Origin of the sequence: Collimonas sp. OK607 (genome assembly GCF_900111995.1) — a bacterium.
GTDB lineage: Bacteria > Pseudomonadota > Gammaproteobacteria > Burkholderiales > Burkholderiaceae_D > Collimonas.
Genome location: NZ_FOKF01000018.1, coordinates 45,518 through 65,711, shown reverse-complemented (window position 1 = coordinate 65,711; position 20,194 = coordinate 45,518). Strand labels below are relative to the sequence as shown.

Genomic DNA, 20,194 nt, shown 5'->3' with positions numbered 1-20,194 from the left:
TTGGATTAACTTGGAACCGGTTCCATAGATTCTTGTTCCCACTGCCTTGATCTATATATTCATTTAATAAATTATTGGCAATTTTTTTAATTTTACATGGAACCGGTTCCAATAATAAAAATATTAAAGCAACTAGAAATACTTAGGAGACAGATTTGCCATCTACCATGGATATCTTCATCGTGGCCTCAGCCTACGGCGTCGATTTTGTACAGAAGAACGGCCATGCCGCGCTAGTTCCGCTTGCGGCCGGCGCCAACGCCAATGGCCTCGAAATTCGCCGCGAGTTATTCCTGCACGCGGATGAGGAAATCGCGCTGGAGCTCGCCACCTTAAACCCGCTACTGGCTGCATACGGATTGCAAGCAGTGTATTCCGCACCGGAATCCTTGTTCCTGCCGGACGGCAATCTCAATCTGCCGGATCTGATTGCACGTCTGGCTGAAGCAGAAACGCTGGGAGCGGCGACCCTCAAATTACAAATGCATCGCTACGCCGGCCGCGTTGACGTAAAACTTCTGCAACAGGCGCTGAGCGACACGCCGGTTACGTTACTGCTTGAAAATGGCCAGCAAGATAGCGGCAGCCGGATCACGGAGTTCGCCAGCTTTTTTGCCGCATGCGAAGCGTATGCGCCCGCCATCCCTGTAGCCATGACTTTTGATATCGGTAATTGGAGCTGGGCTGACCAGAACGCCATCGAAGCCGCCGCCACGCTTGCTTCACACGTACGTTACATTCATTGCAAAGGGGTGCGAGGCGAAGGCATGCGCCGTTTTGCCGTGGCGCCCGACGATGGCAGCGTCGACTGGCGTGCCTGCCTGTCAAAGTTACCTGGTCATGTGTCGCGGGCAATTGAATATCCGCTGCCTGCCGGCGAAGAGGCACAGGCAGCGCATGTTGAACGCTTGCGTTCGGCTGGCAAGCCGACATTTGCGGCACTTGAAGGAGTAAATGCATGTCAATAACAGCGCTGTCCGCAAACGAACCGGCCGCAATGAAGAAACTGGACGTGGTGACTTACGGCGAGGCCATGACAATGTTTGTCGCCGCCGAAACAGGCGACCTTGCCAAAGCCAAAAATTTCATCAAACGCGCCGCCGGCGCCGAACTCAACGTCGCTACCGGTCTGGCGCGCCTCGGCTTTCAAGTTGGCTGGATGAGTCGCGTCGGCAAAGACTCGTTTGGCCGCTTCGTACTGGAGACTCTGGCGAATGAAGGCATCAATAGCGACGCCGTGACAATCGACGCGCGTTACCCCACCGCCTTCCAGCTGAAATCGCGCAACGACGATGGCAGCGATCCGGAAATCGAATATTTCCGCAAAGGCTCTGCCGCCAGCCACCTCTCGATCGCCGACTATCGGCCAGAATATTTCAAGGCTGCACGCCATCTGCATTTATCCGGTGTCGCACCGGCGATTTCTGAATCGTCGCTGGAACTGGCTTTCCATATCGCTACCGAAATGCGCGCAGCCGGCAAGAGCATTACATTCGATCCCAACTTGCGGCCGACATTGTGGCGCTCACGCGAGCTCATGGTGGACCGGCTCAACGCCTTGGCTTCGTACGCCGACTGGGTGCTGCCAGGCCTCGAAGAAGGCCGGATCCTGACCGGCTTGACGACACCGCGCGAGATCGCTGATTTCTACCTGGCGCGCGGCGCGCTTGGCGTCATCATCAAACTGGGTAGTTCAGGGGCCTACTTGCGCACCGCAGAACACGAAGCCACCGTTCCGGCGCCGCTGGTAACAAATGTGGTCGACACCGTTGGCGCCGGCGACGGTTTCGCGGTCGGCGTGATCAGCGCATTATTAGATGGACATGAGCCCCGCCTTGCAGTCGAGCGCGGCAATCAAATCGGTGCGATGGCAATTCAGGTAATCGGCGATAGTGAAGGATTGCCGACCAGAGCGCAGTTAGGTTGCAATTGAGTTGCAGTTGAGTTGCAGTTGAGTTGCAATTAAGCAGATAGCAGTCAGACAAGCAAAGTCGCTAAAAACAATACAGGTACAAACCTGAAAATCCGAAAAAATCTAAGGAGACACAACATGGAAACAAAAAAATTAGCAGTCCGGCGCTGGTGGTTCATCATGCCGATCGTTTTTATCACCTACAGCCTGGCCTATCTCGACCGCGCCAATTTCGGCTTTGCCAGTGCGGCCGGCATCAATCATGACCTGGGTATTACCCAAGGCACGTCATCATTGATCGGCGCCCTCTTCTTTCTCGGCTATTTCTTCTTTCAGATTCCCGGCGCCATCTACGCCGAACGCCGTAGCGTCAAAAAATTGATTTTCTGGAGCCTTGTGCTGTGGGGTGCTTGCGCCGCGCTGACCGGCATGGTCAGCAATATCCCGATGCTGATGGTGATTCGCTTTTCACTCGGGGTGGTGGAAGCCGCGGTGATGCCGGCAATGCTGATCTACATCAGCAACTGGTTCACCAAAACCGAGCGCTCCCGCGCCAACACGTTTTTGATTTTAGGCAATCCCGTCACCGTGTTGTGGATGTCCGTGCTGTCCGGCTATCTGGTAAACAGTTTCGGCTGGCGTCACATGATGATTGCCGAAGGATTGCCGGCGATTGTGTGGGCGTGTATCTGGTGGTTTGTGGTCCAGGACAAACCGGCAGAATCGACCTGGCTGAAACCGCAAGAAAAGGCCGATCTCAAAGCAGTGCTCGATCTGGAGCAGGTCGGCATGAAGCCGATGCGTAACTATGCCGAAGCATTCAAGTCGCCGGCAGTAGTCAAACTATGCGCCCAGTATTTTTGCTGGAGCATTGGCGTGTACGGTTTCGTGCTGTGGTTACCTTCCATCTTGAAAAACGCCGGCCATATCAGCATGGTGGAAACCGGATGGCTGTCGGCTTTGCCCTATCTTGTCGCCGTGATTGCCATGTTGCTGACTTCATGGGCTTCCGACAAAATGCAAAATCGCAAATTATTCGTCTGGCCGGCACTGTTGATTGGCGCCCTGGCTTTCCTCGGTTCCTATTTACTCGGCAGCAGCAGTTTTTGGTTGTCCTACGCCCTGCTGGTGATTGCGGGCGCTGCGATGTACGCACCCTACGGACCTTTCTTTGCCATCATTCCAGAGTTGCTGCCAAAGAATGTCGCGGGTGGCGCGATGGCCTTGATCAATAGCATGGGAGCGCTCGGTTCTTTCCTTGGTTCCTATGTGGTTGGCTATCTGAATGGAGCAACCGGTAGTCCGTTTGCATCCTATCTGTTCATGGCGGGTGGTTTATTGGCCGCTGTGGCATTGACGATTTCAGTCAAGCCGGAAGCAGCAGTTCCCGAGGTCGCCCTGGCTCACCGGTAAGTTGACATCCATCCCGAAGGAATTCTTATGCAAGAAAAAATAGTACTTTATAAAAAAGTCGCTGACGATGTCCTGGCGATGCTGCAGCAGGCGCACCGGGTTGTGCAATTTGACGACATCAACGCCGACAACCGTGCAGCCTTCGTGACAGAACTGCAAGACGCCGCAGGCCTGATCGGCGCCAGCGTCAAAATCGATGCCTCGGTTCTTGATCATGCCCCCAGGCTTAGGGCGATTTCCACTATTTCCGTCGGTATCGATCAATTCGACCCGGCCGACCTGAGCAAGCGCGGGATTGTGCTGCTAAACACACCGGACGTGCTGACGGAAACCACGGCCGACACAGGTTTCGCGCTGATCCTGGCCACCGCGCGGCGAGTGGTCGAAATGGCAGATTACGTCCGCCAGGGCCGTTGGACGCATAGCATCGGCGAAGACTGTTTCGGCACCGACGTGCAAGGAAAGACCTTGGGCATCGTCGGCATGGGACGGATCGGCGGCGCCGTAGCGCGACGCGCATCGTTAGGGTTCGGCATGCCGGTTTTGTACAATAATCGCCGCCCCGATCCGACTGCTGAAAAGGCCTATGGCGCGCGCTTCTGCTCGCTCGACACCCTATTGCAGAGCGCCGATTTCGTCTGCATCACGGTGCCGCTGACGCCGGAAACCCATGGCATGATAGGCGCGCAAGAATTGGCGCAGATGCGCCCCGGCGCTATCCTGATCAATATTTCCCGCGGCAGCATCATCGATGAAACTGCGCTGATTTCAGCATTGGAAAACGGCCGCCTGCGTGGCGCCGGGCTGGATGTGTTCGAGCGCGAGCCTGTGGCGCCGGATTCGCGCTTGCTGAAGATGCCGAATGTTGTGGCGTTGCCTCATATCGGCTCCGCCACTCGCGAGACCAGGCACGGGATGGCGGTCTGCGCAGCGCAAAATCTGCTGGATGCCTTGAGTGGCAACGCTACGCGCAATGTCGTTAATCCTGAAGTGCTGACTCCGCTGCCGACTTAGTTATTAATTTAATTACTAACTTAATTACTAACTTAGTTACCAGCTAAGCCATCAAGGCAGATGCGGCAATTTGGCATCCAAGGCGGCCAGCCGGGTTTCCAGTGCATGTATTTTTTCCAACAGATTGAGCGCCATCGCCACGCCGTGTATATCAAGCTCGAAATCGTCGCGCAAACGACGCGCGGTCCTGGCGAGCACGATGGTTTGCGCGGGAAACACACGGGTCGGCGCGGCGCTACGATCCGGCTCGATGGCGCCAATCGCCATCAGGTCCGCCAGCTCGTCCTGGCTAAGTCCGGAAAATTCCGCCAGCTCATCCAGCGAACACAACGCAATGTCGTTTAACCAAACGGCTTCTACTAACAGAGCAGTCATTGTCGCCCTCCTAAATAAGATGCTGACGCGGATTGAATTTCGATTCAGCCCCCAGTTGTTCAAATAGCTCGCGCTCGCGGGCAGTTGCCGCCGGCGGCACTTCTATCCTTATCACCGCGTATAAATTACCCTGCTCGCCATTGGCGGACGGCAAACCGCGTTTGGCAAAACGGAATTGACGATTCGCCGCGGTACCCGAGGGAATGCTCAGTTCGACCTTGCCGCCCAAAGTCGGCACCAGCACAGCGGCTCCCAGTACGGCTTCCCACGGCGCCAAAGGCAGGTCGATATACAGATCTTTCCCGCTTACCCGATACAGCGGATGCGGGATCACCTTCATCACGACATACAAATCGCCATGTTTTCCGCCATCCTGCCCTTGCCCGCCCTTACCCGACAAGCGCAGTCTTTGCCCGTCTTCCGCGCCCTTCGGTATCTTCACCCGATAAGTGCGCGGCGTCCGGCGCAAGGTGCCATGTTCATCGTACTCGGGCATGCTCAGGCGGACATCGGTTTCACCGCCTTCATAAATCTGCTCCAGGGTAATGGGCGCGTTGACTTCATAGTCTTCACCTCTGACCGGTCGCATTCTGGCTCCTGCTCCGCCACCATGGCGCGAAGCGGCAAAAGCGGCCAGGATATCGGCCATGTCGACATCGCCGAACGTCGCGCCGCCAGCTGCGAATCCTTGTTGCCAGGATTGCGGCGGCTCAACGTTTTCACCTTCATGATGGCGGCCCAGCTGATCGTAGGCAGCGCGCTTTTCGCTGTCTTTCAACGTCGAATACGCTTCCGCAATGTCTTTGAATTTCTCTTCGCCGGCCGGGTCTTTGGAGACGTCCGGATGGTATTTATGCGCCAGTTTGCGGTAGGCTTGCTTGATCTCGGCGGCACTGGCGTTGCGCTCGACGCCCAGGGCGCTGTAATAGTCTTTGAATTTCATTTCAGGTTTTTAAAAACTCCACAAAATTCCGGTTGAACTCCCTGAGTTGCTCGCGTACCTGCTCGTCAACCAACTCCCCATTTTCATTAAATACCTTCCCCGCGCGCGACACCATCAAGCGCCCGCCGAACCAGGGTTGCATGCCTAGCGTACGCAACACCGGCAACCAGGCATTTTGCGACAGGATCGTACCGAAGCCACCCGGCGACGCACCGATTACGGCAACCCGTCGACCGCGAAAGATGCGGGCGATATCGGCCGGCGGCCGCGACAACCAGTCGAGCGCATTCTTGAACACGCCCGGCATGGAATTATTATATTCCGGCGTCACCAGCAACAGCGCATCCGCGACCGCTATCTGCTCCTTCAGCAAGGTCACGGCCGCCGGAATCCCTTCTGCCTGCTCAAGGTCGCCGTCATATAAGGGGATCCCTTTGATCGTGCCAATTTCCAGTGTCGACCCCGCCGGCATCAACTCGGCCGCCGCCCGCAACAATGCAGCATTCAGCGAACCGCTGCGCAGGCTGCCTGCCACACCAATTATCTTGCTCATGCGCTTCTCCTTTGAGTTACCGGACCGAGTTGCTCAAGTGCGTATATCAAGTACGTATATCAAGTAAATATACTCAGCTACCAGGTCAAGCTTGTCCTTCAAGCCTGACCTGGCTCAACGTAGTCACAATTTCCGTACCCTGCCTGATGGTTTTGGTGACTGGCGTCTTTTCACAAATCTCGGCCAGCCTGGTTATCTGTTCCGGGCTAAGTTGCGCGCCGAAAGCGACTGTGCGGTCTATCTTTTCCCGTCCCTGCTCATCGCGCGAAAAACGCAACCGCACATCGATCAGGCCGAGATCCCATTGCTTGCGGTCGGCATACATGCGTAACGTCAGGGAGGTGCAGGCGGCCAATCCGGCCAGCAGCAATTCGTAGGGCGCGGGGCCGCTATCGGTACCGCCGTTGCTGAGTGGTTCGTCGGCACGCAACTGGTGCGACCTGGCTTGGATTTGCTGGGCAAAGCCGCTCGTGCTTTGTAAGTGTACAGACGCCATGCGCTCTCCATATCAAAGTGGAATTGCCAATCCACGAATGCCGGCTTGGCATGCGCGGATCTGATATAGAGACTATAGCTGTTTTAGAAGAAGTGGATATTGCTAATACGCTGCCGGGCAAGCGTCAGGTAAATACCGGCCATGGCAACACTAGCGCAAACACGCGCTGCATGAGCCTGCATGGACGCTCAAAGCAGTTCTATCTGCAGTCGCAACGCGGCACACGCCGCCGTGAGTTGGTCATGATCGACCGCCAAACCGGTGTTCAGGACAGCTTCAATGTGGAGCGCGGCGTTAACCGTCGCCGGTACGCGGAAAATCATTGCCGCACCTTTCAGGCTATGGACCGTTTGCTGTATGGCGCAGTAGTCGCGGCGAGCTAGCGCCTGCTCGATGCTGAGCAGATCTTGCCTTGCGCTGGCCAGGAACAGATCGTCAAGTCCAAGCTCGGATTCGCTCAAGGGCAATAGCGAATCTGGCTCCGGCCGGCTAGGTTTGCTAGGCTTGCTTTTGTTCATTTCGTCCACTCTAGTATTTATCCCTTGATGTCATCTTGACCGTCTGCAAACAGCCCAGAACGAAGCAAGCACCCTTGTATTCATCTTTTATCGCCAGATGAAGAGAGATAGCCTAGGTTTGGAGATTAATTGCCGCAATAGCAAACTTGTATATTTCACAATCCTTAACATTGCGTCGCAAAAAATACCGGTCTCATCAAGCGAAACCGGTGAATTTACAACAGATACTTTCCGCAAGGAAATAAAATTACAGTTTTATGCAATCCGCCTAGCTCAACGGACTGCCAGTCGCCATAAGGAAGTCAGTTCAGCGGCACGCGCCACATGGAGCGGATCGGCCTGATCGGAGACTTTCGGATGGTGCGGCCTGATATCGGTTTTCCCTAACACTTGCAGGCCTGCAGCATCAATCGCCGCCAGCAGCTCGGCGCGCGAACGCAATCCCAAGTGCTCAGCCAGATCGGACAGGATCAGCCAACCCTCGCCGGCAGGCTCCAGATGCTGCGCCAAGCCGCTCAGGAATCCGCGCAACATGCGGCTCTCAGGATCGTAGACAGCATGCTCAATGGGTGAACTTGGGCGCGCTGGAACCCAGGGCGGATTGCAAATCACCAACGGCGCACGGCCCTCGGGAAACAGGTCGGCCTGCACCAGGGTTACCTGGCCATTCAGATCGAGCCGCGTCAGGTTTTCACGCGCGCAAGTCAGCGCGCGCGGGTCCATGTCGGTGGCCACTACACGCTGCACGCCACGCTTAGCCAGCAAGGCCGCCAGCACCCCGGTACCAGTGCCGATGTCAAAAGCCAGCTTAATCGACGGCAACGGCGCCGCCGCCACCAATTCGATGTATTCGCCACGAACCGGCGAGTACACGCCATAGTGAGGATGAATGCGCCCGCCTTCACCTAACGCAGCAATCTCAACGCCCTTCTTGCGCCATTCGTGCGCACCGATCAGCCCCAGCAATTCGCGCAGCGACGCCACGAACGGTTCGGTCGGCGCGCCGTAGGCTTCGTTGCAAGCCACATGCACATCGGGCGCGCGCCGCAGGGGGATGCTGTAGTCGGCGTTAAACGGCAGCAGCAGCATGCCCAGAGTGCGGGCGCGTTGCGATTGCGCCTGACGATGCAGATTGAAGGCGTCGGTCGGTGAAGTTGGTTGCTTGCGTGGCTTGCCGCGCTTTTCCGCCTTCGGTTCGGCGCGGCGCGCGAGCGCCTGCAACAACTGGCGCGCATTCTGGAAATCTCCGCGCCACAGCATGCCGGTACCTTCACAGGCCAGGCGATAGGCCGTATCGGCAGTCATCCGGTCGTCGGCAATCACCACCCGCTTGGGCGCGGCATTGCCGTTTTCCGAGCGCCAGCGCGCCGAGCGCGGCTGATCTTCTTCGATCCAATGGATCATCGGCTGTTCGCCTGCCGTCGTAGTCATAGGGCGCCCGCAGGACGTTCGGCCGAAGGCAATCCGACAGTGGGGGAATTCAAACGCATCAAACGCATGGAAGGGTCTCGATCAGTGTGGGTAGGTAGGAAGCAGGTCATGACGCATTACCAATGCATCATCTGCGCTGCCCGTTTGCCATCGCAGCAAACGGGCGTCTTCGATAGATCCGAAGTATACCTCTTGACCACCGCAGTGAGCCGTTTCTTTGTTTCTTGCCAGCAGGACAACTCAGGCCGTCCTGCGTTAAAACGTTTCCCAGTCATCGGCGTTAGACGCTGCCAATTTGGCCGCAGGCGCTTTCCACGGCGCCTGCGGCCCCTTGGCGGCGGCTGCCTTACCGACGTTAGCGGCGGCGCGCACCTTGTTTGTGCCGACCGTTTTCAGAACCGGGGGTGAGGCGCGCTTTGCAGGCGACGCAGGCGCTCGCCTGGCGGCGAACGATGGCTCGGTGCGCCGGGCCGCTGCCGGCGCATTGTTGTTACTACTGCTACTACTGCTGCTACCGCTATGCTGCGACTCCGCCACCTGGAACACCGATACCGCGTCGTGCAAACGTTGCGCCTGCCCTTCCAGCGAATTGGCGGCAGCCGCCACCTGCTCCACCAGCGCAGCATTCTGTTGCGTGACCTTGTCCATCTGCATGACGGCTTGATTGACCTGCTCGATGCCGCTGCTTTGCTCTTCCGAGGCGACGGTTACTTCCGCCATGATGTCGGTCACACGCTTGACCGCCTGCACGATTTCATCCATGGTCTGGCCGGCACGGGCCACCAGTTCGGAGCCGCCATCAACCTTGTCGACCGAATCCCCTATCAATTCCTTGATTTCCTTGGCTGCCTGGGCGCTGCGCTGCGCCAGATTACGCACTTCAGCTGCCACCACCGCGAAACCACGGCCTTGCTCGCCGGCCCGGGCCGCCTCCACTGCCGCATTCAACGCCAGGATATTAGTCTGGAAGGCGATGCCGTCGATGACGCCGATAATGTCGGCAATGCGTTTAGAGCTATCGGTAATGCCCTGCATGGTGTGTACCACCTGTCCGACCACCTCGCCGCCCTTGGCCGCGATGCTGGAAGCGCTCTGCGCCAGTTGGCCGGCCTGCCTGGCGTTATCGGCATTTTGCCGCACCGTGGCAGTCAGTTGCTCCATGCTGGCGGCGGTTTCCTGCAGCGAAGCCGCCTGCTGCTCGGTACGTGCCGACAAATCGCTGTTACCGGCGGAAATCTCTTTGATCGAATCGCCGATATTGTGCGAACCTTCGCGAATCTCGGTGATGGCTGCCGCCAGTTGCTGCTGCATCTGCCGCATCGCATGCAGCAAGCTGGTTTTATCCCGGGCATCGACCAGCACCGTCAAATCCAGCTCGCCGGCGGCGATTCTGGTGGCGATAGCCGCTGCGTAGCCGGGCTCTCCTCCGAGGCTGCGTGTCACACTGCGGATGATCAGCAACATGGTCGCCGATACTGTCACGCCGATGATGACCATGATCAACAGCAGCTTGAGCAGATTGTCATAAAACGCCGCTTGCACATCGTTCACAAACACGCCCGATACCAGGTACCAGTCCCAAGGCGCAAAATAATTTACCTGGCTGATTTTCTCGGCGCGGGTATCGGCGGTGCCGGGCAGGCGCCCCATGTAATGCACGATGCCTTGCTGTTGCTGCTTGCCCAGCTTGACCATCTCCACGTAATACAACTTGCCGTCGGTATCCTTGCGGTCGCTGACGTTCTTGTTGACGATGTCCTTGCTGGTCGGGTGCATCAATACCACCGGCTGCGAATCGAAGATGAACACGTAGTTACCGTCCGCATAGCGCATGCTGCTGACGCGCCGCAAAGCCTGGCTTTGCGCATCCGCCAGGCTGAGCTTGTTGGCGGCAACGTCATCGGCATAGCCTTTGACAATGCCGGCCGCCGTTTCCACCACGCTCTTCAGCCCTGCCTCGCGCTCGCGCATCATCGTGTCGCTGGTATTTAAAGCGGACCAGCCGGCCAGCAACAACAAACCCAGCCACATGACCGCCAGCACCAGCCACAACTTCAATTTCAGACTCAGATTTTTCATGCCTGCACACTTTCTTGTAAAAATTAATCTAGGCAGCCATACGCCGCGCTGTCGCCCTTGCGGACAATTGCACAGGCCGCGGCGTGACATCCATTGCGCGCCGGGCCGGCTCGCCATGGCTAGCCGGGCTGCTATCGGTTTTGAACACGCCGACCATCTGCGCCAGATGGATGGCCTGCTCTTGCAATGACGCCGCGGCGGCGGCAGCTTGTTCCACCAGGGCGGCATTTTGCTGGGTCACTTCATCCATTTGCGTGATCGCGTGATTGACCTGTTCGATACCCGCGCTTTGCTCCTGGCTGGCGGTGGCGATTTCGCCGATGATGTCGGTTACGCGTTTAACGCTGGTCACCACTTCACCCATGGTCACGCCAGCTTGCTCCACCAGTTTGCTGCCACTGCCGACCTGGCTGACGGATTCATCGATCAGCACTTTGATTTCCTTGGCTGCCGCGGCCGAACGTTGCGCCAGACTGCGCACCTCCGAGGCCACCACGGCAAAGCCGCGGCCCTGCTCGCCGGCACGCGCCGCTTCTACCGCAGCATTCAAAGCGAGAATATTGGTCTGGAAGGCGATACCGTCAATCACGCCGATGATGTCGACGATTTTCTTCGATGAACTGCGGATATTGCCCATGGTATCGACCACCTGCGACACCACCGCGCTGCTGTCGCTTGCCACTTGCGAAGCGCTGACCGCCAACTGATTGGCTTGTCGCGCGTTGTCGGCATTTTGCTTGACGGTCGAGGTGAGCTGCTCCATTGCCGAAGCGGTTTCTTCCAGCGATCCGGCTTGTTGTTCCGTGCGGCTGGACAAATCCAGGTTGCCGCCGGCGATCTGGCTGGAGGCGGTGGCAATCGTGTCAGCGGAATTTTTGATATTGGAAATCGTATGCAGCAGCGATGTGCGCATGCATTTCATTGCATACACCAGGCTGCGTGTATCGCCCGGACGGGTCGCTATATCCAGGCTGAGGTCGCCGTCGGCAATACGGTTGGCGATGTCGGCCGCATTGCCAGGATCGCCGCCTATCGCATTCAGCATGCTGCGGTTCGAATAGCCGATCAGTGCACCTAGCGCCAGCGCCACTACCAGCAATATGGCGCCGCCCTGGTAAAGTGAGTGCATGAAGGCCAGATTCAGATCATCCACATAAATGCCGGTAGTGGTGATCCAGTCCCATGGCTGGTAGCCGAGTGCGAACGATATCTTCGGCACTGCCTCGGCAGCGCCGACTTTCGGCCAGACATACTCGATGAAACCGCCGCCAGGCTGGCTGCCGGCCTTGGAGATCAAGGCAAATACCAGATTGCCCTCGAGATCCTTGAAATCGCTCATCTTGCGCCCCTCCATCTCGGGCTTCATCGGATGCATGATCATTACTTCATTCGATGAAATAATCGAAACATAGCCATCTTTGCCGAAGCGCATTACCTTCAACCGCGCCAGCGCCTGCTGTTGTGCCTCGCTCTTGCTGAGCGCGCCGCTGGCGGCCATGGCGCCGTATTCCTTGATTATGCTCATGGCGATGTCAGAGACATTCATCAAATCATTTTTACGCTCCTCCAGCCGGATCTGCCGCGCTTGATAAGCGTTGAATACGGAGATCGAAAATAGTGCGACCAGGCTGACCAGCAGCGGTAGCCAGAGTTTTTGCGTAAAAGACAATTTATTCATTAATGGGTCCCCGATTTGCCTAAGCAATTATTAGTAGCGTGCAGCGATCATGCGTCGGCACGGAAAGCGATCGTCTTCCAAGCTTTCCTTTGCATTAACGGCGGCGTTGTTGTTTAGCTGAAGGGGGAGGAACAAAAATTTTGCGCAATCGCGCCGAAGCCGACTCAGCTTAGCCAAAAATTCGTGCGCATTAGATCTGACTGGTTTATTGTGTCCACTTAGAAATTAGTTGATGATTAGCCGATGACGGCGCAGTTATCAATTCACCAATTGAATCGCATTTCAAGCCGCGGACCAAAAAGAACGCAGCGATCATCGATTTCCGACAGGAGAAATAACACGTGAAGCAATGGACTATTCGGCAAAGAATGCTGGTGAGTTTTGGTGTCATTCTGGCGCTGATGGGATTCATGGCTGGCATCACCTACCTGAAGCTGGCAGCGATCGAACATGAAACCGTCAGTTTCCAGACCGACTCCATACCCGGTCTAGAGTTGAGCACCGGCATCCGCTCGAACTGGTCTCAGAGTTATCTGCTGGCGTTGCAGGTGATAGCCTTGGATAACCCGGAGCAACGAAAAAAAGATCTGACGGCAATGCACGCCTACTCGGAAACAATGGATAAGCTGGTAGCGGACTACGAAAAGACCATTTTCGAGAATGAGGACAGAGCCAATTTCATCGCCTTCAAAGCTACGCGGGTGCAATACGACCGGATTATGTCCGAGGTGTTGAAACTGGATGAGTTGCAAAAGAATGCGCAAGCTCGCAGCCTGCTGATGGAACAACTGGAACCGGCCTGGCAGCAAGGACGCAGAGTCGCCACGCAATTGCGCGACTTTAACCAGCAATCCGAAGTCCGCTCGGTAGATAAAATCGAGGCTGCGGTGCTGGTCGCCAAGAGCACTTTGCTGGCAGCGCTGGTGATTGCCCTGGCGGCAGCGCTGATTTGCGGCGTCTTCCTGCTGCGTGCTATCACGCGCCCGATGGCAAACCTGATTGCTGCCCTGGAAGTGATTCGTTCCGGCGACCTGTCGCAACGTCTCAACCTCAATCGCCATGATGAATTTCAAGCATTGGAAACTGGTCTGAACCGCATGTCCGACGAACTGACCGGCCTGGTCGGGCAAGCGCAGAAATCGGCAATTCAGGTCACCACCTCGGTAGTGGAGATTGCCGCTACCGCCAAGCAGCAGCAAGCCACAGCCAACGAAACCGCCGCCACTACCACCGAAATCGGCGCCACTTCCCGTGAAATCTATTCCACATCGCGCGAACTGGTGAACACCATGAATGAAGTTTCATCTGGCGCCGAGGAAGCTGCCAGACTGGTCGGCACCGGCCAGACTGGCCTGACGCAAATGGAAGACACCATGCATCACGTGATGAATGCGGCCGGTTCGGTCAACGCCAAGCTGGCCATCCTCAACGAAAAAGCCAGCAATATCAATCAAGTCGTGACGACCATCACCAAGGTCGCCGGGCAAACCAACCTGCTCTCGCTGAACGCCGCCATCGAGGCCGAAAAAGCTGGCGAATACGGTCGCGGATTTTCCGTGGTGGCGACCGAAATTCGCCGCCTGGCCGACCAGACCGCAGTTGCCACTTACGACATCGAACAGATGGTGAAAGAGATTCAGTCTGCCGTATCGGCCGGTGTGATGGGAATGGATAAATTTTCCGAAGAAGTACGGCGCGGCATCGCCGATGTGCAGAATGTCGGCGTCCAGCTATCGCAGATCATCCAGCAGGTGCAGGCGTTGACGCCGCGTTTTCAATCTGTCAACGAAGGGGTGCAGGCACAAGCCATTGGCGCCGAACAGATTAGCCAGGCGTTGGGGCAATTAAGCGAAGCCGCACATCAAAGCGTAGAATCGCTGCGCCAGTCAAGCCAGGCGATTGACGAGTTGACGCTCACTGCAAACGGCTTGCGCAACGGCGTCTCGCGCTTCAAGTTGAAGCTCGGCTGAGGCTGATGCGGAAATGTGCAGATAAAATAAACCATGCTTTTTTTATTGTTCCAGATCGACAAAGATTATTACGCACTTGATACCCGTCAGGTGGCAGTAGTGCTGTCGTTGGTCAACCTGAAACAAATGCCGGCGACAGCGCCTTGGGTCGCCGGCGTATTCACCTATCGCGGCCAGTCAGTGCCGGTGATCGATCTCAGCCTGCTGGCGCTGGGGCGCCCGGCTCTGCGCCGCCTCAGCACTCGCATGGTACTGGTGCATTACCCTGTGCCTGGCGGGGGTAACCGCCTGCTCGGACTGGTATTGGAAAAAGCCAGCGAAATCATGCGCCGTGAACCCTCCGAATTTCGCGATAGCGGCCTCGATCACGGTAATGCGCCTTATCTGGGCCCGGTTACCGACGATGCGCGCGGCCTGATTCAAGCGGTCCGGATACAAGACTTGCTGCCGCCCGACGTGCGTGCACAACTGTTTCCGGCCGAGGCGCCATGATGCCGCTGGAAAAATTTGAAATCCTGCTGAAACGCACCATGGGCCTGGATATCCAATCCATAGGCCGGCCCATGCTGGAGCGCGCGTTACAGGAAAGATGCGGCAGTTGCGGTATCGATGATCTGGATGCCTACTGGCTGTTGCTACAGGTCTCGGAACGGGAACAGTTGCAATTGATCGAGTCGGTAATCGTACCGGAAACCTGGTTTTTCCGGCATCGCGAAGCCTTTATCGAAATGACGCAGCTGCTACCGCAACGGCCGCTCAGCGCCGGCCAGCCCTTGCGTATCCTGAGCCTGCCCTGCTCCACCGGTGAAGAACCGTATTCGGTTGCGATGGCGCTGCTGGACGCCGGCCTGCCGCCGCAGCACTTCCGTATCGACGCCATCGACATCAGTCCGCAATCGCTTGATATCGCCCGCCAGGCTGTATATGGCAAGAATTCGTTTCGCGGTGACTTCTTGACGTTTCGAGATACATATTTTGCGCTCAGTGACCAAGGCTATGCACTGTCGGAAACGGTCCGGCAACAAGTGCGTTTTATGCAAAGCAATCTGTTTGCTGCCGATCTGCTGGCCGGGCAAGTCCCCTACGACATTATCTTTTGCCGCAATCTGTTGATCTATTTCGATCGCGCCACCCAGCATCATGCCGTCACCATCCTGCTCCAGCGGTTGGCGCCTGAAGGTCTGCTATTTGTCGGTCCTGCGGAAAGCGCTCTGATGATGCAACACGCGCTGACACAGATCAAGGCGCCAATGGCCTTCGCTTTCCGGCAAGGTGCTCCTGCACACGAATTAGCAAAACCGGCGGCGCTGCCGGCTACCGCCGTCTTCACTCGTCAACCGCCAATGTCACTATTGCGACCGAGGTCGAGGCCCGCTGCAGAGCGCACCATTCAGGAAAAACAGGAAAAAATCAAAGCAAGCGCAGATACGGCGCCGGCATTATTACCGCAAACAACCCTGGCAACGGCGCAACTACTGGCGGATCAAGGCAAACTGAGCGAAGCCGCCAACCTGTGCGAACAACTGATACAGCGTCATGGTGCATCAGCCGCGCTCTACTATCTGATGGGTGTGGTCCATGATGCGGCCGACCGTAAACAGGCCGCCACCGACTGCTATCGAAAAGTCCTGTATCTGGAACCCGCCCATGCTGAAGCCATGACACATCTGGCGGCATTGCTGCAAGTGCAAGGAGATTTCGCCGGCGCCAGATTATTGCAGCAACGCGTACGGCGTTCGACAGAATCATGAGTACATCCCTTCATTATCAAGCCGACACCGCCATGACGCAGATCGACGATTGCTGGAACCGGATCGGCGTACGCGGCGATGCTTCGTGCGAGCAGTTGATACTGCATATCGATTGTCGCAACTGCCCGGTGCATGCGCGCGCCGCGGCCGAGCTGCTGGACCGCTTGCAAATAGATGAGATTGGCGACAACCTCTCTGAGAAGGCCGAAGAACAAGCAGAAAAACAGCCGCAAAGCGCCGCAAACCTGCGCTCCTTGCTGCTGTTTCGCATCGGCGAAGAATGGTTGGCGCTGCCGACTTCGCTGCTGGAAGAAATCACCGAACAGCGCGCCATACATCGCCTGCCTCACCGACAAAACGCCATCGTGTTGGGCATTACCAATATTCGCGGCGCGCTGGTGACTTGCGTTTCTCTGGCGGCGATGCTCGGCATCGGCAACGGCGATGAACACAACGAGCGCAACGAACGCCAGGAACTATTGCGGCGCATGCTGATAGTTCGGCACAACGGCCAGACTACCGCCTTTACAGCGGATGAAGTGCACGGCACTCTGCGCGTCGCCGATTCCGCCCGGCAAGCGGTGCCCACCACGCTGACGCGCGCAGCCGGCCATTTCACTCATGCAATCATCCACTGGAATGGGCATAGCGTAGGTTTGCTGGAGCAGGAACTGCTGTTTAACACGCTAGATCGGAGCCTGGCATGAACGTCGACGACATACGCGACGCTTCCATGCTTGATCTGTTTCGCCTGGAGGTAGAAACCCAGGCTCAGGTCATGAGCAGCGGCCTGTTAGCCATCGAACGCTCGGCTTCACCGGAACAATTGGAAGCCTGCATGCGGGCGGCCCATTCGATCAAGGGCGCGGCGCGGATTATCGGCATCCAGGCGGGCGTCGATGTCACCCATGTAATGGAAGACTGCTTCGTTTCTGCACAGCAGGGAAAAGTGCAACTGGGGCCACGCCGCATCGACCAGCTATTGCAGGGCGTCGATCTGCTGCAAAGGATAGCCATCAGCGCCGAGGACGTCGAATTATGGCAGGCAGGTAGCGGCCGCAAGGAAATCGAGACGTTCCTGCGAGGCCTTGAAGACAGTTTGCGGCCGGCTGACGATCATTCCCGTGAACCGGAAACAACTGTAGCTGCGGCAGTAGATCTGGACGATGCCGGCGATATCCCGCAAAGTGGCAATCAGGGCAAGAACAAAGAACAGTCAGACCGCATGTTACGTGTCACCGCTGCGCATTTGAACCAGCTGGTCAGCCTGTCCGGTGAATCGTTGGTGGAATCGCGCTGGCTGCAGGCATTCAACGGATCGTTGCTGCGCCTTAAACGATTGCAGCAGAGTACCGCGCAATCGCTGGAAATCTTGCATGACACGCTGCGCGAGAACAATCTTGTTGGCGCGCAACTCAAGGCATTGCAAGATGTCCGCCAGAATGTCGAGGCCAACCAGAAAATGCTGGCAGAACGCCTGACCGAACTGGAGCTGTTCGAGCGGCGCAACAGCAGTCGCGCCCAGCGTTTGTACGATCAGGCGCTGGCTTGCCGCATGCGGCCGTTTGCCGATCGGGTGGTGGGCTACGATCGCATAGTGCGCGATCTCGGACGCACTTTAGGTAAACAGGCAAGGTTGGAGATCCACGGCGAAACCACGCAGGTCGATCGCGACATCCTGGAGCAACTGGACGCACCGCTGGTGCATCTGTTGCGCAATGCGCTGGACCATGGCATCGAACAGCCACAGCAGCGACGCGCCGCGGGCAAGAACGATGAAGGCCTGATTACATTGACTGCGCGCCACCATGCCGGTCTGTTGCAAATCACGATCAGCGACGACGGTAACGGCATGAACCTGGAGCAATTGCGCACTTCCCTGGTGCGGCGCGGCCTGGTCGACAGCGCAACTGCAAGCCGCCTGAGTGACGCTGAACTGCTGCACTTCCTGTTATTGCCAGGCTTCAGCATGCGCGACACCGTCACGGAAATTTCCGGGCGCGGCGTCGGCCTGGACGTGGTCCACAACATGCTCAAACGCATGCGCGGCACGATCCAGATTTTCAGCGATGCAGGCCAAGGCATGCGTTTTCAATTGCAACTGCCTTTGACGTTGTCGCTGGTGCGCAGCTTGCTGGTCAACATCGGCGGCGAGGCCTACGCCTTCCCTCTGGCTTACGTCAACCGCACCATGATATTGGAGAAGGATCAGATCGAATCGCTGGAAGGCCGTCAACACTTTACGTTTGAAAAGCGCCAGATCGGCCTGATCGCCGCCAGCCAGATTTTACAGAGCGGGGATGCCGCGACCGATGACAGGATTGACGACAGGATTGCGCTGGTGGTAATCGGCGATCAGACACAGACCTATGGCCTGCAAGTCGACCGTTTGCTGGGCGAGCACATGCTGGTGGTGCAACCGCTGGATACACGCCTAGGCAAGATCAAGGATGTGGCGGCAGCTGCGTTGATGGAAGACGGCGCGCCGGTATTGATACTGGACGTTGCCGACATGCTGAATTCAGCCGAAAAGCTGATTGCGCATGGCCAGCTCGACAAAATTCAGAACAACGCCAGCCAGCAGCAGGCCAGGGCCAGCAAACGGGTGCTGGTGGTCGACGATTCGCTTACCGTGCGCGAGCTGGAACGCAAGCTGCTAAGTAGCCGCGGCTATACGGTGCGGGTTGCGGTGGACGGAATGGACGGCTGGAACGTATTGCGCAGCGAGCCATTCGACCTGGTAGTGACCGATATCGACATGCCACGCATGGATGGCATTGAACTGGTCACTCTGATCAAGAAAAACCTGCAGCTGAGAGCTATTCCGGTGATGATCGTATCTTACAAGGACAGGCAGGAAGACCGTCAGCGCGGCCTCGAAGCCGGCGCCGATTATTATCTGGCCAAAGCCAGTTTCCACGACGAGACCTTGCTGCAAGCGGTGGCAGACCTGATCGGAGAGCCCCATTCATGAAAATAGGTATCGTCAACGATGCGCCGATTGCAGTAGAAGCGCTACGCCGCACTCTGCTGCAGCGCCCTGGCCATGAGATCATCTGGATTGCAGAGGAAGGCAAGCGCGCCATCGAATTGTGTGCATGGCAGACGCCAGACCTGATATTGATGGATTTGATCATGCCGGTGCTCGACGGTGTCAGCGCCACTCGCCATATCATGGCGCATACGCCGTGCGCGATCCTGATCGTCACCGGCGATGTCGGCGCCAATGTTTCAGCGGTATATGACGCAATGGCCCACGGCGCGATCGATGCGATCGATACCCCGAGCACCTTGAGCGGTTATCCACGCAACGATGTCAACTCTTTGCTGTCCAAGATCGACTCTATCGAAAAGCTGCTCAGTCAGCGGCAGTCAACGCCTGAGCATAGCGTGCCGGCGCCGGCGGCAGAATCGGCCGTGGCTACGAACACTGCCGCCACCCCCGTCTACAGTAAAAATCCGGTTTTGTCCCCGCCAGATTCAAAATACCTGATTGCCATCGGCGCATCTGCCGGCGGCCCGGCGGCGCTGGCAGTCCTGCTTTCGCAGCTGCCGACGGATTTTCCGGCGGCTTTGGTGGTGGTGCAACACGTGGACGCACAATTCGCCTCCGGCATGGCGGACTGGCTCGGCAGCCAGTCCGCCATGCCGGTACGGCTGGCAAAGGCGGGCGATAGTCCGACGCCAGGTTGCGTACTGCTGGCCGGAACCGACGATCATCTGCGCTTGACCCGGCCGTTCCAGCTGGGATATACCGAGCAGCCCAGCGGCTATCCCTACCGACCGTCGATCGATGTGTTCTTCCAGAGTGTCGTCGAATTATGGGCCGGCAAAGCGGTGGGCATCCTGCTTACGGGTATGGGACGAGACGGCGCCATAGGGTTGAAAGCCATGCGCGACAAAGGCTATTACACCATCGCCCAGGATCAGAAATCCAGCGCGGTTTACGGTATGCCGAAAGCGGCAGCATCGCTAAACGCCGCCGACGCCATCCTGCCAGTCAATCAAATTGCCGGCAAGCTGGTCAGTATTATAAATAAACGATAGCCATAATCAGTACA

Annotated in this window: 18 protein-coding genes; 10 read left to right on the top strand and 8 right to left on the bottom strand. The window is 57.2% G+C overall.

The genetic code is table 11. From position 1 onward, the window contains the following. Positions 1 to 155: 155 nt before the first annotated feature. From BM029_RS13795 to BM029_RS13780, 4 genes are all read left to right on the top strand, one after another. Positions 156 to 968 (top strand): sugar phosphate isomerase/epimerase family protein, encoded by an 813-nt coding sequence (locus tag BM029_RS13795; RefSeq protein ID WP_139217247.1) that lies wholly within the window; start codon positions 156 to 158, stop codon positions 966 to 968. Beyond that, the gene (locus tag BM029_RS13790; RefSeq protein ID WP_371329121.1) at positions 959 to 1,933 is read left to right on the top strand and encodes a sugar kinase; all 975 of its coding nucleotides are present in this window, start codon (positions 959 to 961) and stop codon (positions 1,931 to 1,933) included. The genes BM029_RS13795 and BM029_RS13790 overlap by 10 nt, the downstream gene beginning before the upstream one ends. A 117-nt stretch (positions 1,934 to 2,050) precedes the next feature. After that, on the top strand, positions 2,051 to 3,325 hold the full coding sequence (locus tag BM029_RS13785) for an MFS transporter (RefSeq protein WP_092436910.1): 1,275 nt from the start codon (positions 2,051 to 2,053) through the stop codon (positions 3,323 to 3,325). Between the two features lie 27 nt (positions 3,326 to 3,352). Beyond that, on the top strand, positions 3,353 to 4,339 hold the full coding sequence (locus BM029_RS13780; RefSeq protein WP_092436908.1) for an NAD(P)-dependent oxidoreductase: 987 nt from the start codon (positions 3,353 to 3,355) through the stop codon (positions 4,337 to 4,339). Positions 4,340 to 4,390: 51 nt separating this feature from the next. On the opposite strand, the gene BM029_RS13775 is transcribed toward BM029_RS13780, so the two are convergent. From BM029_RS13775 to BM029_RS13740, 8 genes are all read right to left on the bottom strand, one after another. Next, positions 4,391 to 4,714 (bottom strand): chaperone modulator CbpM, encoded by a 324-nt coding sequence (locus tag BM029_RS13775; protein WP_092436906.1) that lies wholly within the window; start codon positions 4,712 to 4,714, stop codon positions 4,391 to 4,393. Positions 4,715 to 4,724: 10 nt separating this feature from the next. Next, positions 4,725 to 5,657, bottom strand: coding sequence for a DnaJ C-terminal domain-containing protein (locus tag BM029_RS13770; protein WP_092436904.1), 933 nt, complete (start codon positions 5,655 to 5,657; stop codon positions 4,725 to 4,727). A gap of 1 nt (position 5,658) precedes the next feature. Next, the gene (locus BM029_RS13765; protein ID WP_092436902.1) at positions 5,659 to 6,210 is read right to left on the bottom strand and encodes an NADPH-dependent FMN reductase; all 552 of its coding nucleotides are present in this window, start codon (positions 6,208 to 6,210) and stop codon (positions 5,659 to 5,661) included. Positions 6,211 to 6,295: 85 nt separating this feature from the next. Continuing rightward, the gene (locus tag BM029_RS13760; RefSeq protein WP_092436900.1) at positions 6,296 to 6,706 is read right to left on the bottom strand and encodes an OsmC family protein; all 411 of its coding nucleotides are present in this window, start codon (positions 6,704 to 6,706) and stop codon (positions 6,296 to 6,298) included. Positions 6,707 to 6,894: 188 nt separating this feature from the next. Then, complete coding sequence (locus BM029_RS13755) at positions 6,895 to 7,224, bottom strand: Hpt domain-containing protein (protein WP_139217246.1); 330 nt, start codon at positions 7,222 to 7,224, stop codon at positions 6,895 to 6,897. Positions 7,225 to 7,497: 273 nt separating this feature from the next. Continuing rightward, complete coding sequence (locus BM029_RS13750) at positions 7,498 to 8,655, bottom strand: methyltransferase (RefSeq protein WP_092436896.1); 1,158 nt, start codon at positions 8,653 to 8,655, stop codon at positions 7,498 to 7,500. Between the two features lie 255 nt (positions 8,656 to 8,910). After that, complete coding sequence (locus BM029_RS13745; protein ID WP_092436894.1) at positions 8,911 to 10,734, bottom strand: methyl-accepting chemotaxis protein; 1,824 nt, start codon at positions 10,732 to 10,734, stop codon at positions 8,911 to 8,913. Positions 10,735 to 10,762: 28 nt separating this feature from the next. After that, entirely contained in the window at positions 10,763 to 12,412 is a 1,650-nt protein-coding gene (locus BM029_RS13740; protein WP_092436892.1) for a methyl-accepting chemotaxis protein, read from the bottom strand. Positions 12,413 to 12,753: 341 nt separating this feature from the next. Between BM029_RS13740 and BM029_RS13735 the strand changes: the two genes are divergently transcribed. The 6 genes from BM029_RS13735 to BM029_RS13710 are packed head-to-tail and all read left to right on the top strand — an operon-like array spanning position 12,754 to position 20,180. Then, positions 12,754 to 14,382, top strand: coding sequence for a methyl-accepting chemotaxis protein (locus BM029_RS13735; protein ID WP_092436890.1), 1,629 nt, complete (start codon positions 12,754 to 12,756; stop codon positions 14,380 to 14,382). A gap of 33 nt (positions 14,383 to 14,415) precedes the next feature. Then, on the top strand, positions 14,416 to 14,874 hold the full coding sequence (locus tag BM029_RS13730) for a chemotaxis protein CheW (RefSeq protein WP_092436888.1): 459 nt from the start codon (positions 14,416 to 14,418) through the stop codon (positions 14,872 to 14,874). Further along, a complete protein-coding gene (locus BM029_RS13725) occupies positions 14,871 to 16,133 on the top strand; it encodes a CheR family methyltransferase (RefSeq protein ID WP_211482478.1) in 1,263 nt (420 codons plus the stop codon). Before BM029_RS13730 ends, BM029_RS13725 begins: the two co-directional genes overlap by 4 nt. After that, the gene (locus BM029_RS13720) at positions 16,130 to 16,840 is read left to right on the top strand and encodes a chemotaxis protein CheW (protein WP_092436884.1); all 711 of its coding nucleotides are present in this window, start codon (positions 16,130 to 16,132) and stop codon (positions 16,838 to 16,840) included. Before BM029_RS13725 ends, BM029_RS13720 begins: the two co-directional genes overlap by 4 nt. Beyond that, on the top strand, positions 16,837 to 19,107 hold the full coding sequence (locus BM029_RS13715; RefSeq protein ID WP_092436882.1) for a hybrid sensor histidine kinase/response regulator: 2,271 nt from the start codon (positions 16,837 to 16,839) through the stop codon (positions 19,105 to 19,107). Before BM029_RS13720 ends, BM029_RS13715 begins: the two co-directional genes overlap by 4 nt. Next, positions 19,104 to 20,180 carry a chemotaxis response regulator protein-glutamate methylesterase gene (locus tag BM029_RS13710; RefSeq protein WP_092436880.1) on the top strand — a complete coding sequence of 359 codons (1,077 nt, stop codon included), beginning with the start codon at positions 19,104 to 19,106 and terminating at the stop codon, positions 20,178 to 20,180. The genes BM029_RS13715 and BM029_RS13710 overlap by 4 nt, the downstream gene beginning before the upstream one ends. The last annotated feature ends 14 nt before the right edge of the window (positions 20,181 to 20,194 follow it).

What these genes read in the sequence shown, in the direction of transcription:
- BM029_RS13790 (WP_371329121.1), top strand. Translation starts at nt 959, where the DNA reads ATGTCAATAACAGCGCTGTCCGCAAACGAACCGGCCGCAATGAAGAAA.
- BM029_RS13785 (WP_092436910.1), top strand. Translation starts at nt 2,051, where the DNA reads ATGGAAACAAAAAAATTAGCAGTCCGGCGCTGGTGGTTCATCATGCCG.
- BM029_RS13780 (WP_092436908.1), top strand. Translation starts at nt 3,353, where the DNA reads ATGCAAGAAAAAATAGTACTTTATAAAAAAGTCGCTGACGATGTCCTG.
- BM029_RS13775 (WP_092436906.1), bottom strand. Translation starts at nt 4,714, where the DNA reads ATGACTGCTCTGTTAGTAGAAGCCGTTTGGTTAAACGACATTGCGTTG.
- BM029_RS13770 (WP_092436904.1), bottom strand. Translation starts at nt 5,657, where the DNA reads ATGAAATTCAAAGACTATTACAGCGCCCTGGGCGTCGAGCGCAACGCC.
- BM029_RS13765 (WP_092436902.1), bottom strand. Translation starts at nt 6,210, where the DNA reads ATGAGCAAGATAATTGGTGTGGCAGGCAGCCTGCGCAGCGGTTCGCTG.
- BM029_RS13760 (WP_092436900.1), bottom strand. Translation starts at nt 6,706, where the DNA reads ATGGCGTCTGTACACTTACAAAGCACGAGCGGCTTTGCCCAGCAAATC.
- BM029_RS13755 (WP_139217246.1), bottom strand. Translation starts at nt 7,224, where the DNA reads ATGAACAAAAGCAAGCCTAGCAAACCTAGCCGGCCGGAGCCAGATTCG.
- BM029_RS13750 (WP_092436896.1), bottom strand. Translation starts at nt 8,655, where the DNA reads ATGACTACGACGGCAGGCGAACAGCCGATGATCCATTGGATCGAAGAA.
- BM029_RS13745 (WP_092436894.1), bottom strand. Translation starts at nt 10,734, where the DNA reads ATGAAAAATCTGAGTCTGAAATTGAAGTTGTGGCTGGTGCTGGCGGTC.
- BM029_RS13740 (WP_092436892.1), bottom strand. Translation starts at nt 12,412, where the DNA reads ATGAATAAATTGTCTTTTACGCAAAAACTCTGGCTACCGCTGCTGGTC.
- BM029_RS13730 (WP_092436888.1), top strand. Translation starts at nt 14,416, where the DNA reads ATGCTTTTTTTATTGTTCCAGATCGACAAAGATTATTACGCACTTGAT.
- BM029_RS13725 (WP_211482478.1), top strand. Translation starts at nt 14,871, where the DNA reads ATGATGCCGCTGGAAAAATTTGAAATCCTGCTGAAACGCACCATGGGC.
- BM029_RS13720 (WP_092436884.1), top strand. Translation starts at nt 16,130, where the DNA reads ATGAGTACATCCCTTCATTATCAAGCCGACACCGCCATGACGCAGATC.
- BM029_RS13715 (WP_092436882.1), top strand. Translation starts at nt 16,837, where the DNA reads ATGAACGTCGACGACATACGCGACGCTTCCATGCTTGATCTGTTTCGC.
- BM029_RS13710 (WP_092436880.1), top strand. Translation starts at nt 19,104, where the DNA reads ATGAAAATAGGTATCGTCAACGATGCGCCGATTGCAGTAGAAGCGCTA.